This window comes from Flavitalea plasmicola (genome assembly GCF_030546645.1).
Lineage (GTDB): Bacteria > Bacteroidota > Bacteroidia > Chitinophagales > Chitinophagaceae > Puia.
Genome location: NZ_JAUOTO010000002.1, coordinates 1,015,198 through 1,031,379 on the forward strand (window position 1 = coordinate 1,015,198; position 16,182 = coordinate 1,031,379).

The 16,182-nt window shown below is 53.0% G+C and carries 15 protein-coding genes; 2 read left to right on the forward strand and 13 right to left on the reverse strand.

Going from position 1 to position 16,182, the window contains the following annotated elements; genetic code table 11:
* Window positions 1-31 precede the first annotated feature (31 nt).
* Window positions 32-406, forward strand: a complete 375-nt coding sequence (locus Q4E93_RS09330) for a hypothetical protein (protein WP_303584557.1) — start codon at window positions 32-34, stop codon at window positions 404-406.
* Between the two features lie 20 nt (window positions 407-426).
* Here Q4E93_RS09330 and Q4E93_RS09335 read toward each other — a convergent pair whose 3' ends face one another.
* Entirely contained in the window at window positions 427-1,680 is a 1,254-nt protein-coding gene (locus Q4E93_RS09335; RefSeq protein ID WP_303584559.1) for a metallophosphoesterase, read from the reverse strand.
* Between the two features lie 103 nt (window positions 1,681-1,783).
* Here Q4E93_RS09335 and Q4E93_RS09340 point away from each other — a divergent pair, with 103 nt between their 5' ends.
* Complete coding sequence (locus tag Q4E93_RS09340) at window positions 1,784-2,656, forward strand: AraC family transcriptional regulator (RefSeq protein ID WP_303584561.1); 873 nt, start codon at window positions 1,784-1,786, stop codon at window positions 2,654-2,656.
* Between the two features lie 64 nt (window positions 2,657-2,720).
* On the opposite strand, the gene Q4E93_RS09345 is transcribed toward Q4E93_RS09340, so the two are convergent.
* From Q4E93_RS09345 to Q4E93_RS09400, 12 genes are all read right to left on the reverse strand, one after another.
* A complete protein-coding gene (locus Q4E93_RS09345; RefSeq protein ID WP_303584563.1) occupies window positions 2,721-5,540 on the reverse strand; it encodes an FAD-binding and (Fe-S)-binding domain-containing protein in 2,820 nt (939 codons plus the stop codon).
* A 44-nt stretch (window positions 5,541-5,584) separates the two neighbouring features.
* Window positions 5,585-6,331, reverse strand: a complete 747-nt coding sequence (locus Q4E93_RS09350) for an SDR family NAD(P)-dependent oxidoreductase (protein ID WP_303584565.1) — start codon at window positions 6,329-6,331, stop codon at window positions 5,585-5,587.
* A 17-nt stretch (window positions 6,332-6,348) separates the two neighbouring features.
* Window positions 6,349-7,272 (reverse strand): dihydrodipicolinate synthase family protein, encoded by a 924-nt coding sequence (locus tag Q4E93_RS09355; RefSeq protein WP_303584567.1) that lies wholly within the window; start codon window positions 7,270-7,272, stop codon window positions 6,349-6,351.
* Window positions 7,273-7,283: 11 nt separating this feature from the next.
* The gene (locus tag Q4E93_RS09360) at window positions 7,284-8,210 is read right to left on the reverse strand and encodes a DMT family transporter (RefSeq protein WP_303584569.1); all 927 of its coding nucleotides are present in this window, start codon (window positions 8,208-8,210) and stop codon (window positions 7,284-7,286) included.
* 8 nt (window positions 8,211-8,218) lie between these two features.
* Window positions 8,219-9,358 carry a mandelate racemase/muconate lactonizing enzyme family protein gene (locus Q4E93_RS09365; RefSeq protein ID WP_303584571.1) on the reverse strand — a complete coding sequence of 380 codons (1,140 nt, stop codon included), beginning with the start codon at window positions 9,356-9,358 and terminating at the stop codon, window positions 8,219-8,221.
* Window positions 9,355-10,302, reverse strand: coding sequence for a 3-hydroxyacyl-CoA dehydrogenase family protein (locus tag Q4E93_RS09370; protein WP_303584573.1), 948 nt, complete (start codon window positions 10,300-10,302; stop codon window positions 9,355-9,357). Before Q4E93_RS09370 ends, Q4E93_RS09365 begins: the two co-directional genes overlap by 4 nt.
* A 15-nt stretch (window positions 10,303-10,317) precedes the next feature.
* Window positions 10,318-10,698 (reverse strand): RidA family protein, encoded by a 381-nt coding sequence (locus Q4E93_RS09375; protein WP_303584575.1) that lies wholly within the window; start codon window positions 10,696-10,698, stop codon window positions 10,318-10,320.
* Window positions 10,679-11,491, reverse strand: a complete 813-nt coding sequence (locus Q4E93_RS09380; protein ID WP_303584577.1) for a creatininase family protein — start codon at window positions 11,489-11,491, stop codon at window positions 10,679-10,681. The genes Q4E93_RS09375 and Q4E93_RS09380 overlap by 20 nt, the downstream gene beginning before the upstream one ends.
* Window positions 11,492-11,582: 91 nt before the next feature.
* On the reverse strand, window positions 11,583-12,953 hold the full coding sequence (locus Q4E93_RS09385) for a putative oxidoreductase C-terminal domain-containing protein (RefSeq protein WP_303584579.1): 1,371 nt from the start codon (window positions 12,951-12,953) through the stop codon (window positions 11,583-11,585).
* 10 nt (window positions 12,954-12,963) lie between these two features.
* Window positions 12,964-13,716: a glucosamine-6-phosphate deaminase gene (locus tag Q4E93_RS09390; protein WP_303584581.1), complete on the reverse strand. Its 753-nt coding sequence runs from the start codon at window positions 13,714-13,716 to the stop codon at window positions 12,964-12,966.
* A complete protein-coding gene (gene nagA / locus Q4E93_RS09395; protein WP_303584583.1) occupies window positions 13,703-14,893 on the reverse strand; it encodes an N-acetylglucosamine-6-phosphate deacetylase in 1,191 nt (396 codons plus the stop codon). The genes Q4E93_RS09390 and nagA overlap by 14 nt, the downstream gene beginning before the upstream one ends.
* Window positions 14,890-16,182 carry a sugar MFS transporter gene (locus Q4E93_RS09400; protein WP_303584585.1) on the reverse strand — a complete coding sequence of 431 codons (1,293 nt, stop codon included), beginning with the start codon at window positions 16,180-16,182 and terminating at the stop codon, window positions 14,890-14,892. Before Q4E93_RS09400 ends, nagA begins: the two co-directional genes overlap by 4 nt.

Below are 16,182 nucleotides of genomic sequence, written 5' to 3' on the forward strand. Positions count from 1 at the left end.
GCATTTCATCTCCTAACAAAAAAATCTATGTATGAAAAAGTTACTCATCGCCACCCTGATCATAGCTGGAAGCCTGGTTGCTAATTCCGCCCATTCCCAGGTGCATGTCGAAGCGCAGTTTGGCACATACGAAAGGGATTTCCCCGGCTACACCTATTACACCTATCCCGCCTGGCGGGGCCATTACCAGGATCGCTGGTATTATGAGCACTACCGTCGCAGGTTCCACAGAGAGCACAGGCATTATTTCCGCGGTAGGGAATTCGACCATCATGCATGGGAAGGCCGGAATGATGGGGATAGAGGAAGAGGCTGGGACCGTGATCGGGACAGAGGTTGGGATCGTGATCGGGACAGAGGCCGTGACAGAGACGGCGACCGCGACCGTCATGACCGCCGTTACTAAGATAGCAGGAGCGTAATGATCTAAACCGTTTTCTTCAGCGTGATCACCGTAATTTCCGGCCAGATACCGAGGCGTCCAGAAAATGCCAGAAAGCCGAAACCGCGGTTCACATAGAGAAAACGGTTTTTTTCATTTGCCAGACCCGCCCAGTCGAGATAGCGGTACGCGACAGGGCTCCAGCGCAGCTTATCCGTTTCCACGCCGAACTGCGCTCCATGCGTATGCCCGGCCAGGGTTAAATGAATGGTCGTATCGTGATACCGTATCTTCTCTTCCCAATGCGTTGGGTCATGCGACAGGCAGATCTTGAACGCATCCTTATCCACGCCTTCCAACGCCTTGTCAAGATCGCCGATCTGAATAAACCCCTTTCCCCAATTTTGCACGCCGACAAGCGCTATCTTTTGCCCATTCTTTTCCAGCAGCACATGTTCGTCCAGCAGTAGCCTGTAGCCTAATGCAGCATGATGCGCTTTCAGCTTTTCCAGATTGGCGGCTTTCTCTTCGGGGCTGGCCCACTCGATATAATCGCCATAATCATGGTTTCCCAGCACGGAGAACTGTCCATAGGGCGCTTTCAAAGATCCAAAATGAGCGATATAGGGTTCGATCTCCCAGGCCGCATTGTTCACCAGGTCGCCGGTGAATACGAACAGATCGCTTTTCTGTTCTTTGGCAAGGTCGATCCCTCTTTGCACGGCTGTCGTATTGTCGAAGGAGCCCGAGTGGATATCGGACAGCTGTGTGATGGTAAACCCGTCAAAAGCCTCAGGCAGATCGTCGAAATAGACCGTCTGGCGGTGCACCCTGTAATCGTACTTGCCTTTCAGCATGGCGTATAGGAATCCTGTAAAAGGAATGGCTGCAAACAATACCGCCGCGTCGCTGATAAACCGCCTGCGGCCGGGGATCAATGATCCCGCACCGGCACCGGTCCCAAAAAGCCTTCGCCCAATGCCATAGAACAGCCTTCCTATATCCCCCAGGGATAAGACCACCACAAAAAAAACCTTCGTAATAAAAAAGACAACGAACAAACTGAGCATCCATTCATGATAAGGCGTCATCCCCCGGGCGGACCTGTAGCTGGGCACTCCTGCGACGAACAGTACGGTGACACCCAACGATATGATGAGATACCCCCATTTGACCAGGGGCCACCTTCGGCCCGTCTTCAGGCTTTTTAAACCGCTCAGCACATACCAATCCAACAGAAAATTTATACCCAGGATAATTAATAAGATCCTTATGGCGGCGGAACCACTTCTATGCATGGAGCAAATATCTCATTAATTTTCTCCGGGGCCAAAACCGGTTAATATCAAAAAAATCCATAAATTGACACGCAATAGGCTCTAACCAATACATCCGTAAATCATGCGGCCCCAGCTACATAAGCTTCCTTTATCTCCGGACTCTTCCTTTATTTATATCAATTGGGAGTGCAATTACTTTGATAAGGCCTGGCACTTTCACAAAGAATATGAATTAGTGCTGATCGACAAAACAGAAGGCACCCGCTTCATCGGGGATAAGGTCAGTTTTATTAAAGAGAGCGACCTGATGCTTATCGGACCAAATATCCCCCATTTATACAGAAATACAGAAGACTACTACCAGAACAAAGGCATCGTTGCCAGGTCAAGCTTCATTCACTTCACGGATGATTTCCTGGGCGACGCTTTCTTCCGTCTGCCCGAAATGAAGCTTGTCCGGCGGCTGCTGGACAAGTCCTCGCTTGGCCTGGAGATCGTAGGCAAAGCCAATAAATATGTCAAAGGCAAACTAAGGGAAATGGAGTCGATCCCCCCTGCCAACCGGCTGATCAAATTAATGGAGATCCTCGTATACCTGTCCACCAGTAAGGAGCTGGAACCCATCTTATCCCGCGCATTCACCGCCAATAACTCCAATGACACGGACAAGATCGACACCGTGTTCCAGTTCATTCTAAAAAATTATAAGAACGAGATCTACATCGAAGAGATAGCCGAGAAATTAAATATGAGCATTGCGTCTTTCTCCCGCTATTTCAAGCACCATACCCGGAAGACGTTTTCCAACTATGTCACGGAGATCCGGATAAGCCATGCCTGCAGGTTGCTAATGGAAGGCAATTATAGCATCTCGGAGATCTGCTATCAAAGTGGATTCGAGAACCTTTCTAATTTCTACCGTCATTTCAAGAAGCATACGGGGCTCATCCCCAAGGAATATAAGGGGCGCTTCCTATTGGGCTCCCACGTGTGATGAAATTTCACGCAATCGAAGAGATCTCATCCATTTGAAGAGATCTCATCCATTTGAAGAAACCTTATCCATTTGAAGAAACCTCATCCAACAGGTAGAAGATGCTCCTGTAGTTGGCGCCCGCTGCCTCCGATAAAGCCATTTCGCAAGTCTTTCCTGTCGAGTAGTAGCCGGTGGCAGCCTGTGCAGCAGCCTCTGCGCCCTCCTGACGACAAGCTGCCGCCGTAAGTCCCGGATAATAGAATCCCCTATCGCCGGCCATTCCGCAGCAACCCGAAGTAAAAGGGATCACAGGGTTTTCCACGGTGCGCGCCGCCAGCTCTTCCAGCTTTTTATAGGTTCCCATTTTGTGAAGACTGCAAACAGGGTGAAAGACCGCCTTGCCCTTCATCTTCTTAACGGACAGTCGCGGCAGCAGGATGTCCATGGCGAATTCCAGGCTGTCGAATATCTTCAGGCCGTCGAACTTGGCCTGGTTGTCCGGCGTCAGATAAGGCCTGCATGTATGCAACGAATGACTGCAGGAGCTGATATCGATCACCACGGGGATCTTACCTTCGCCGGTCCATTCCCATAATTTTTCGATCGTCGCATTCACCGTATGCCGGTAGGCCGGTGCAAACCCTTTCGAGGAGAAAGCCTGCCCGCAACAGCTCCCGGACAGACCGGGCGGGATCAGCAGCGCTGTTTTTGCCCGTCCTGCCAGCCGGAGCAGCACATCGGCGATGGAATCCTGCTTCTCTTTATCACGCCCCATCATCCGGGTGATGCAGGTGGGAAAATAGACAGCCTCCGGTGCGGCAGTCCGATTAGCCCGCACCCGCACAGGTCCCGTCAGCTGTGAAGTCCACAAGGGGAACGATGGCAGGATCCGGCGTACGCCACTGGTAAGCCGTGTCATAGTACGTGCGCCCAGAACCGTATTGATCAACCTTCCGGAACGAAGTCCCAGCTTGACGAGTAACTCTATTAGCCTGAAATTCCGGGCCACACGCAAGGCCATCGCATTGGCCGACGGAGAATGGTTCTCCCTGCGCAGCCGTTTGATCAGCTCGCCTGTATTGATATCGACGGGGCAGTTGGTAGCGCACATGCCATCCACCGCACAGGTGGCCATACCATCATAGGCATAATCCTTCAGGATAGCGTCATATGTCGCGGTATCGCCTGCTGATTGCAGCCGGGACAAAGACCTTCTCAATACGATCCGTTGCCGCGGCGTCAACGTAAAATCCCTGCTGGGACAGCTCTGCTCGCAATAGCCGCACTCCACACATTTGTCCACTTCCTCTTCCACGACAGGCAAGGACTTGAGATGCTGCAGATGACAATTTTTATCCTCGTTCAATATAACACCCGGATTGACGATGCCCTCCGGGTCCAGGAGACGCTTCAACTCCTTCATCACCTCATAGGCGGCACTACCCCATTCCGCGGCGACGTAAGGTGCGATCTGCCGGCCCGTGCCATGCTCCGCCTTCAAAGCTCCCTGGTATTTATTGATCACCATATCCGCGAGCGCATCATTAAAATCGCTGAATGCAGCGATCTCCTCCGGGGTGGCGACCGATTGCGAAACGACAAAATGCAGGTTGCCATCCTTGGCATGGCCAAATACGATCGCATGCTCGTAATTGAATTTTACAAACAGCTCCTGCAAGGACCCGATCGCCTCTCCCAGCCGCTCTACCGGCACAGCTATATCTTCCAGCATGACGGAAGTGCCTTTCGCCCTTACGGCAGCCACCGAGGGATACATCCCTTTACGCAGCTTCCAGAAGATCGCCCGCTCTTTTTCATCGGAGGTGAATTCCGCGGGATAGATAAGCGGCAACGAAGAGAGGAGGGCGCTGGCCGCCGACAGCTTATCCTTCAGGCTGTCCATATTATCCGACTGATATTCGCAAAGTATGCAGGAGGCCTGTGCAGGCAGCTCTTTTAGAAAAGCGGGCGCCACAGCCAGGTGCTCAATGCTACGAAGGGCCGCCCTGTCCATGAACTCCAGCGCTTCGGCCCCACTGTCTTTCAACGCCGGTATCGCATCGCAGGCGCTCCGGGGAGAATCGAAGAACAGGAGCGCAGCACTTTTAAAAGGTTTGTCCGGCAAAGTATGCAGGACCGCCTCGGCAATAAAGCCCAGGGTCCCTTCCGCACCGATGAGGAGGTGCGCCAGGATATCCAGCGGATGCTCGAAATCCACAAAGGCATTCAGGCTGTACCCTACAGTGTTCTTCTGCTTATACTTGCGCCTGATCCTGGACAGCAGCTCTACATCTTCCATCACCCTCCGCCGCAGATGGCCGATGCCCTTAAACAGGTGCGTAGCCTCAAACCTCGCATAGTCCGCAAAAGTCCCCGTGTCATACACAGACCCGTCTGCCAGCACAAATTTTATATGAGATAAAGTATGATAAGAGTTGTCAGCCACCCCGCAGCACATGCCGCTGGAATTATTGCTCAGGATGCCGCCCATCATGGCGGCCTGGATGCTGGCGGGATCGGGACCGATCTTACGGCCAAATGACCTGAGACGATGATTGACGGCAGCGCCCGTGACACCCGGCTGGACCCTGACAAAATCCCCATTCCGTTCCACGCTTACCAACGGCCAGTGTTTCGAGATATCCGCCAGGATGCCGTCCGTGACGGCCTGCCCCGAAAGACTGGTGCCGCCTGTTCGGAAAGTAACGGAAGTCCCGCATTGCCGCGCGATCTGAAAAAGTGTTTGAATATCCGCTACCGAAGCCGGGAAAACCACCGCCTTGGGAACCAATGTATAGAAGCTGGCATCCGAGGAATAAGCATGCAGGTCGATAAGCCTTGTCTTCAGCCTTTCCTGCGGAAAGTGCCGGCTTAGCTCATCTATCACATCATTTTTTTTCATATCATTGTCCACCTGGCCCAAAGATACGGCTTCGCGTACTTGTTTTAGTAAGTGGCCCTTCCACCGGAGAGATCGAAGGTAAAGCCCGTGGAAAAACTGTTGTAAGGAGATACGATGTAGGCGGCAATATTGGCAGCTTCTTCCAGCGTCCCGCAACGTTTCATGGGTATCTTGTCCGTCATGTACTTCACCTGCGTTTCTGGCATATTGTCCACCAGGGGCGTCCTGATGACCGCGGGAGCCAGCGCGTTGACTGTAATGCCCTGCTCGGCATACTCTTTTCCCTGGACCTTGGCCATACAGATCACTGCCGCCTTCGATGCGGAATAAGCCAGCATCCCCACATTGCCCTCCTTTCCTGAAATGGAGGCGATGTGCAAGATACGTCCATACCCTTTCGAGATCATATGGGGCAACACGGCCCTGGAGGTATAAAAACTGCTCATAAAGTTGATCTCAAACACCTTATGAAGGTCGGCACTATCCACTTCATGGCTATGGATATTGGTAAGTCCCGTAATACCGGCACAGTTGACGAGAATATCGATCTTTACAAACCGGTCCGCGATATCCCGCACGGTCTTTTCCACCAGGCCCTGGTCCGTAACGTCGATGGAAAGCGGCAGCGCCTTCTCTTCCCCATATTTGCCAAACTCATCTCGCAGCCCCTTGATATTGAGATCGAGCAACACCACCTGCGCGCCCTTTGCCAGCAACTTATGCGCAATGGCCAACCCGATGCCCGAGGCAGCACCCGTGACAATAGCCACCTGCCCGTTGAAATCCTCCATGTTGAAAAAGTTTACTATTAAAAATTTTTGTCGTTCACCAACGCCACCACCCGTTGATTCAGCTCCCTGATATATTTGACGCTGGAGGGATCTGGTATATATGCCGCCTTACGGGCCACGCTGTTATGCAATACCCCCCTTGCGATGAGGAGCTCCTTTTCGGCATAATGGAAAAGTTCCATATTCTGCAGGGAGAAGAAGATCTGCGGCATCACCTTTTCGAAAAGGTCAAATGCCTTATCATGCTTTCCTTCCTTTCGCAGGACAAAAACTTTCTGCAGGATGTCCGCCACTGCCAGGCCGGGCATGACGCCGGCAATGCCCAACGGTACTAATTCCAGCATATACAAACCACCCCATCCTTCGAACAAACCCACCTTTCCCCCCGTCGTACGGATGATGTCCTCGAACTTCGGCGCACACAGGGGTTCTTCCAGCTTCAGATATTTAAAGTTAGGATGCGTGTCCATCAGGTCTTTGATAAAAGGAACGCTGATGGAGGAACCACCCGGATTAAAATCCTGTATCAGGACAGGGGTATTGGGTACGGCCTTTAGAAAACCAGACAAATACTCTTTCAGGGAACTATCCGGCAAACCAAAGATCCGCGGCACAGCCAGCGAGATGACATCGGCCCCGGCCGCCACATTGGCCTTGGCCAGGCGGGCGGCTATTTTCAAAGAAGGGTGATTGGACTGCGCGACGATCTTCAGACGACCCGCCGCATGTTCCACGGCTACCTTCACCACGCGCAGCTTCTCCTCATCCGACAGCTTGTAAAATTCGCTGGCATAGGCCGGCAGACAGACAGCCTTGATACCGCCTGCAATAGCAAAATCGATCAGCCTGCGCAACGCGGCTTCATCAATTTCCTCATCCTCCGTGAAAGGCGTCGGCACGATTGGCACGACGCCAAACAATTCATTTTCATTTTTATCCATGATCATACAGTTTACGTATTCAGTTTTAGCATATTGTTCTTATACTGGCGGTGGTCCACAATGGTGAGGATAAGGGTGGCTATCAACACCAGCACGCCGCCCACGACGGACTGGAAGCTCAGCGTCTCTCCCAGGAATATCGCCGCGATGGGCAGGCCTAAAAAAGTGATCATATAATTTGATAGCGCCACCTGGGTCGCGTCCAGGAACTTCAATACTTTAAAGAACAGCAGCATGGAAAGGAAATTGTGGAAAAGGGTCAGGGATACCATGCCCAGCCAGGTCTTCGTGGTAAAATGAGGTACCTGGGCGAACATCCCGGGTTCATAATACAGCACCATAGGGGTCAGCATGATCACCAGCACCAGGTAGGTATAGAACACCATCTCCATTTCCGTAAACCTGTCCGCCACCTTCTTGCATCCCACATTATAATATGCATTGCCGACGATGGCCAGGAAGATGAGGAGATTGCCCAGGGCATATTTCGAGCTGAGGTCCACCTGCCGGATATCATTGGTGCTGCAGAGTACGACGCCGATGATGGCGATGGCAAAGCTGGCCCAGCGGATCTTATTCATCTTTTCCTTCAGGATCAGGAAAGCAAAGACAGCAGTGATCACGGGCAGCGCAAGGACCAGGATGGCGGCATTACTGGCAAGGGAATACTGGGTGCCATAGGTCATGAACACCTGCGAAGGGAAGGCTCCCAGCGCACCCAGCTGCACAAATACAAGGGCATCTTTCAGCTTCTTTTTGCCCTTCCTGAAATCCTTGACAACAAAAGGAAATAAAAATATCGTCGCCAGGAGCATAGGCGCCCAAACGGTGAAATAAGGTCCTACCTGGTCCTGGGTAAGCTTGATGCTCGTGAAATGGAACGACCATATCAGGTTGCAGAACAGTAAGGTGACCCAGGCGATGATTCCTTTCTTCATAGATCTATTTAAGCGGTGATGTACAAATGCTGTCCAGTCTTATATTTTTTTAATTTTTCGCGATCCAGCTCCACGCCCAGTCCATATCCCTGCGGTACAATGGCGGCGCCATGCTCAAACCGGATGGGTGAGGTGATCAGGTCGTCTTCCCTCACCAGCTCACCGAAAATGTCGGAAGGTATAGTACAGCTGGCGCTGGCTGCGGCGATGTGAAGCCCCATGGTTTCCGAGATGCCCAGGTCCACTTCCGACCCACGCCAGCAGGATTTCCCTTCCAAACCGGCGACGCCGGCCAGCAACAGGCAGTTGTAAGCGCCTCCGTTGAAATTATATCCATCTGCCGCATCCGCCCGTACAAAACGTATCATATCGGTGATGTCCTGCGTATAGGGCAGCGAAATATGCCGGTATAAAGCAATACCCAACTTTTCCTTCAGATAGCGATACCCTTCCACATTCGCATGCGGGATAGGATCTTCCAATCCCAGCATGATGCCGCTGTCCACCCCTTCCATCAGCCGCAGTGTTGTGTCCACATCGTTCCATCGCTGATTAGGATCGAGAATGATCTTAATGCCATCGCCGCATCGCTGCCGGATGGCTTCCGTCCACAGGCGTACCGGGTCTTCATCCGAACATTTGAACTTAAATACCTTATGCCCTTTTTCCATCGCTTCAAAAGCTTTTTGAGCAGCATCTTCCGGTGTCCTGCGGCCCGTCCAGCCATTACAGTCCACGGCGGTACGAAACCCGCCTCCCAGCAGCTGGTAAATGGGCGCTTTCAACAGCCTTCCTCCCAGGTCCAGCACGGCCGTCTCGAATGCCTCATAGATCCGCTGGTCGCCGACAGGCAATGCCCGCCAGTTCATCTTCAGCACATCCATCCCAGCAAATTCCACCATCGCCTGGTAAACAAGATCCTTCGAAGCGCTGCGGTAGGTCTCGCCTATGCCTGTAAGTCCGTTCTGCAGGGTGATCTCCAGGATCCACTTGGGTTGATTGGCAAATTCCGTCCAGCTGGCACCCGTGAGATGCCTTTGTGCAAAGGCTGCGTCCTTATCCAGCACATTCTCCGAGTTGAGACTGCCTGGTTTCGCAGGTACGATGACCTCCGTCGCCCTGATAGATCGTATGATTGTCGCGCTCATATCTTCTTCGAATATTTTTCAGCCAGCTTTCTTATGTCATAGCTGAATTCTATGAATGTCTTTTCCCAATGCTCCGCGCTCTCTTCCGTATAAGGATAAAATCCCTTTGCATTGCTCACACCCAACGCGCCTTCATTTACCACCTGCTCCATCAGCTTCGGCATCGCAGTGGAATTATCCAGGTCGGGAAATAAATCCTTCATGACCGTCATATAAGCCGGGATACCCGTCAGGTCCATAAACCGAAAAGGCCCTGCAAAAGTGATCCAGTAGCCCAGGTCATTGCGAAGGCTCCGGTCCACATCTTCGACGGAAGCATACCCTTTCTCCACCAGGTGAAAGGCCTCCCGCAACATGGCATACATGATCCGGTTGGTAATGAATCCGCGGATGTCCTTCTTCAGCAGGGAAGGCTCCTTACCCCAGGACTCCGCCAGGTCGATGATGATATGGGCGTAGGTGATGTCCGTTTGTCCGCCGCAGATGACTTCCATAAACCGGGTGATATGCGCTGGTTCAGCCCAGTGGATCCCCAACAGGCGCTCGGGATGCGCCAGCCCTTCCTGCAGGATCGTGACAGGTATGGCGGATGTATTGCTGCCGATGATGGCCGTAACAGGCAGCACAGTCTCCAGTTTCCGGTAGAGAGATTTTTTTTCTTCCACACTCTCGACGATCGACTCGATCACGATCTCGTATCCTTCCAGCTGGGCTACATCATCCGTGATGGTAAGTCTCGCCAGCGCCAGCGCGGGATTTTCATCCAGCATCCCTTCTTCCTTCAGTTCTTCCAGGTATCCTAATATCCGCTGACGCGCTTCCTTCGCCTGGTCCATGGTTTTCACCAGGGATGTGACGGTATGACCGGCTGCAAGTATACAGGTAGCGATGCTGCTGCCCATTAATCCCAACCCCACAGTACCGATAGGTATCTTTTTTCTCATGAATTAGTTTTGGTATTATCCTATGACAGCTATAGCATCGATCTCTACTTTGATCCCATCAGCCAGGACGGATTGCACCGTCGTCCTTGCCGGCAGAACACCGGTGAAAAAAGAAGCATACGCCGCATTGTATCTGTCAAAATCATTGATATCGCTTAAATGCACGGTACATTTCACGATGTCATCCACTGTTCCTCCCGCCGCCTCCACGATCTTTCGCACATGCGCGAGGGTCAGCAAGGTCTCTTCTTCAATGGTGCCATATTTTACTTCCCCTGTGGCCAGGTCCAGGGGCCCCTGTCCGCTGACAAACAACATTCCGCCCGCCAGGACACCCGAAGAGTAGGCGCCCGTCGAAACAAACTTACCAGGATGCTTAATTTCTTTCTTTCCCATCTTTATTCTTTAAATTTTGCAGGAATGGCCACGTGGAAAATGACTCCAGGAAGGTCACCAGCGATTGCACGGCGTGCTGGTACAAGTGCCGTCCCTTTTCGGCAGTCGCCAGCTGCGGCTGGCCGCTGCTGCCATTCCCTGAGATAAAGGCGGTCTGTTTGAATATGGAGACGCCCCGGTAAGGCTCGTCGTCCTCCCAGCCAATGTAGCCATTGCTTTCGGGTCGCTCGGCCCGTACAGCCTTCTCCATCTGCACCTTCTCCGGGAACAAATGCAGCATCAGGCTCGTCTCGTACTCGCAGGCATGGCTGAGCGCAGGGCTTTCCATGGGAGCCGCCCCTGCAAAAATGCTTCCCGCCAGCTCCCAATAGGTCGCCAGGACAATATTGGGCCGGAGATACGTATCATAGCTGCCGCTCAGCAAAGCCAGCGCCTGCTTCACCGGCGTAATATTGCCGCCATGGCCATTCAGCAGTACGACCCTTCGGAAGCCATTTTGTAACAGGGAGCTCACCAGTTCGACGACCACCTGGGTATACAGGGCCGGCGAAAGGCTCATCGTCCCGCCAAAAGACAAATGGTGATGACTGGACCCGAAGGTCAGCGTGGGGCACAACACCACCTGGTCGCTCATTTTTTCCTCTGCCGCAATGGCCACTAACGACACAATATCCGTATCGGTGGAGACTGCCAGGTGAGGACCATGCTGCTCGATGGCGCCCAACGGCAATATGACGATCTTTTCCTCCGCCGCACTGCCTATCGTTAGATAATCCTGTGAAGAGTATAGCATATCTCCCGCATTTGTCATTTTATAAAATTAGCCGTAAACACCAGACGATAAATGTATTTATCTGTCAGTTATGTATACTTTTTCAACACCCCTATTTCATGTTTTTACGGGCCATTTCCAAAGCTTTCACGGTCGTGTAATATTTAGCCAGCATGTTGGGAACCTCCCAGCCGGGCAATGCTCCCTCTTTCACGTAACCCAGGTACTTTTTCGTCACGGCTGCAAATGTGGCCTCATGGTCCAGGTTAAATTTGTCCGGAACGGACACACTCCACCCCTTAGGGGTCTTTACCAGCGACAAGCCGGGCCAGTGGTCCGTCAGATGATCTATGGCTTTGTGAAGGGCACTGTCAAATGCGGGAGAATACTTTACCGGTTCGATGTACAACACCGGTTTGTATCCTTCCTCCTTCCCCTGCCGGATAACAAGATTGGCCAGCGTACCCCGTAATACGGAATAATGCGTGTCGCCCGCCCCTTCCGGCGCCTGGAAGTTCCACTTTACGGAGACCCGTGCATGTACGCCTTTCAGGGTATAATCCATTTCCCCATTGGCATATACCTGCAGCAGCGAGTCCTTCACATCAGCCGCCAGAAAATCCGGGTATTTATCCAGCTGCGTGGACTTCTTAAACTCCGAAGGCGTCAGGATCGTCGGCCACCTGCGTGCGGACAACATTTCTATGTCTTTTCTATAGTCAAGCACCGTATCCGGGAAACACTCCCACTGGATCAGGTCCACCAGGTGGGTAGTGACATCCACGATCCCCTCCCCTTCCTGTGTCACATCAAAATACCAGGATGGCCTGATCAGCGGCTTGCCGGAAACCAGCTTGAAATAATGATGGACGCTTTCTTTCGTGACGGCAGGGTTTTCCTTCGTTCCCTTTTCCAAATGCCCGAACACTTCCGGTGTCAAAGACAGCTGCCGCTGCAGGACCGTGGTGATCTGGTACCGCTCTGTCATGATGTCGTACAGGAGCACCTTATTCTTTTTTGCGATCGCAAAAGCCTCTTCCAGCCTGGGCAGATCACCCGGCTGGATGATCATCGGCTTGTCCGAAAAAACATTGAACCCCGAATCCACGGAAGCCCGGATATAATCTATCTTTTTCTTATTGTTGCCGGCGATCACCACCACGTTGCCGGCTTTGTCCCTGAACATGCGGGACAGGTAATCAGGCCCCTCGTACACTTCTTCCTTCCATTTTGTGGGGTCATCGTTCCGGGTGTTGTACTTTTCGATCAATGCCAGATGCGCTTTCAGCTCCTGGCCGCCGGGTGCATATACATGCACCACCGTATCGATGTCAGGATAACCCGACTTTTGTACCAGGGCCGCATGAAAATGACCCGGGTCCAACGTCACCAGTCTTATAGGAAAATTGCTTTTCGAAGGGGCTGATGCCGGTGTTTGTCCACAAGCGGATAGTAATATCATAGCTCCTAATAAATATTTCATGCTTATCTTTTTAAATATCCATCATTTCGGCGCTTAATGCATCCAGGAATAAAATGGCGTGTTCATGATTACGAAGTATGGACGCAGGATAATCCTCCACCACCTCCCGGTGTAAAGTATTGAACACTGCCTGGGCTTTCGACCGGCCCGGTACGATGCAATAAATGAACCGGCCCGACATCAAGGCAGGAATGGTCAAAGTAATAGCGTGGGTGGGCACGGACTCCAGCCCGGGAAAGCAACCGTCGTTCACCTGCTGCTGCCGGCAGGACTGGTCCAGGGCTACCACCTTCACCGCATACGGATCGTCAAAATCCGCCGTGGGGGGATCGTTGAAAGCAATATGACCATTCTCCCCAATGCCCATGCAGACGATGTCCGGAGGGAAGCTTTCTAACAATGCGCCATACCGTTGACATTCCTTCCTGAGGTCCACCGCATCCCCATTGATGTAATACACGGCAAGAAAAGGCACTTTATCGAACAATCTTTCCCGGAGAAAATTTCCAAATCCCTGCACCGCATCGGGACGCAATCCAATATACTCATCCATATGAAAGGCGCGGATCCTTCCCCATTCGATGGGGGCCTGCCGCAAGGCCTGCAGGAATTCCTGCTGGGAAGGCGCCGCAGCAAATATGATATTCACCGTGGCCTGCTGCCGCAACAGTTCATTGATCCGCCTTGTCACTTGTTGCGCGGCAGCTGACCCCATCTCGGTCCGGGACTGGTGCACCTGCAATTCCAGCTTATTTATTCTCATACACCCATTCTCCTTTTATGATTGTAGCATGTACATTTATATCTTGATCGAAAATGACGATGTCGGCATCCATTCCCGGCGCCAGGGCCCCCTTGCGGTCCCCCAGGCCAAGTATGGAGGCTGGCGTAGCCGTCATCATCCGAACGGCTTCCGGCAGCGTGACACCCGCCTTCCGGATCATGGTACGCACCAAACGATCGGCCGTAGCCACACTGCCCGCAAAAGCACTGCGATCCGGCAGTTTAGCCACGCCATCCTCCACCAGCACCTTCAGCCCGTGATGGATATTGCCCAGTACGCTGTCACCTTCCGGCATTCCGGCAGCCCGCATGGCATCCGTAATGAGGGCCGTTCGCGCAGCGCCCTTTATTTTATACACCAGCTGGAGCAAAGGTGCGGGAAGGTGTACGCCGTCGGCGATGATCTCCACGTCCATACCATCGATGAGAAAAGCCGCCTCCACCACTCCGGCATAACGGTAGGCATTCCGGCGCGTTACGCCCGACATCCCGGAATAGAGATGCGTCGCCAGCGTATAGCCATTATTAAAACCTTCCAGCGCTTCCTCGTAGATGGCGTCCGTATGCGCCATCGATACCAGCACCCCCTTCTCACGAGCTTCGTGGGCAAAAGCGATGGCGCCTTTCAATTCAGGCGCGGCGCTCCACCGCCTGATAAGATGCGCCTTTTCCAGGATCTTCCGGTACTCCGCTGGATCCGGATCGCGGATATAGCGCGGATCCTGGGCGCCACGCTGGTTCATGGCAAAATAAGGCCCTTCCAGGTGCATACCCAGGAACTGGGCGCCCTGGGTGTTCTTCGGCAGCGCCCGCTCGTAGGTGGCTATCGTATGCAGGATCTCTTCCCCGGACCCGGTGAGCGTCGTAGGCAGCATGGCCGTGGTGCCAAAGCGGGCATGTGTCTCCGCGATGGCCAGGAAGGCGGATTCATGACCATCCATAAAATCGAAGCCCCCGCCACCGTGTACATGCAGGTCGATAAAACCCGGCGACACATACATTCCCCGTGCATTGAAGGTCCTGGCTCCCGGCGCAGGCAGATCGCCGGCGCCCATGGATTGAATGATGCCGTCTGACAGCACAACTGATCCACTTTCCACCATCCCGCCGGGGGTGATGACCTTTCCGTTGATAATTTTCGTCAATGCCTGGCTCATGCTGCTCCCTTTAATTTAAATGTAGCCCAGTTCCTGATGCGATGGCCGTATACTGCGTAGAAAAACAGATAACAATAACATGGCAGCAGGATCCAGTAAGCCTGCTGCACCCCCGATCTGTCGGCCAGCCATCCATACAGCAGCGGCAGGATCGCATTTCCGCACAGGCCCATCACCAGCACGGAAGCACCCGTTTTGGTAAACCGTCCCAGATCGCGCAGGGCCAGCGGCCAGATGCCCGCCCATATAAGCGAATTGGCAAACCCCAGAAGCACGAGGAACCACAGCGATATGTCCGCCGTATGTCCCCCGAACACCACCCTGCCGCCGGACAGCACGATCAGCAACGACAGCAGGATGCCCAGCACCGTACATACCAGGAAAGCCTTCGCCTGGCTGATCCAGCGCGGAATACTGATAATACCGGCAATATACCCGGCGATCGTCGCCAGTAAAGTATAGGAAGGAAAGACCTTTGATTCGGGCAGATGTATATCCATGGAAGCCGCATACCCGATGATCGTATCTATTGCCAGCACCTGCGTCCCCACATGGAGGAAAATGGCCAGCGCGCCCAGGATCAAATGAGGGAACTGAAATATGCTGGTCTTGCCCAAATTGGCCGACGCCACCGTCTCATCCTCATGTTCCGTATCGATCTCCGGCAATGAAGAATACCGCACCAGCCATCCCAGGAAGAGGAGAATAACGCCCACGCAGGCATACGGTATGATCACCCTCCTGATCAACTCATCCAGCGCCGCATTTCGCTGAACGGCCCCCATCCGGGGCAGGCTTCTGAACAGCGCGCTGTCCGTCGGCCGCAGGACCACTGCTGCAAATAACAACGGCGCGAGAATGCCCGCCCCCTTGTTGCACACACCCATAATGCTGATGCGCTGTGCCGCCCGCTCTCTGGGCCCGATGATCGTAATATAGGGGTTGGCTGCCGTCTGAAGGATCGCCAGCCCCGCGCCAATGGCGAACAGTCCTATTAAGAACCCCGCATATGTCCTGCCCAACGCCGCCAGGATAAACGCAAAGGCGCCCCCTGCCATTATCCAGAACCCGGCCATCATGCCTTTCCTGAACCCGATCCTCCTTAACAACCAGGCAGCAGGCAACGAGATCACGAGATAGGAGATATAAAAAGCAAATGTCACCAGGTATGACTGGAAATTATTCAGCTCACAGGCTATCTTGAAATAAGGGATCAAAATGGCGTTGACCCAGGTGACAAACCCAAATACAAAGAATAGAATGCCGATTATAGTAATGTTCTTTGTCAA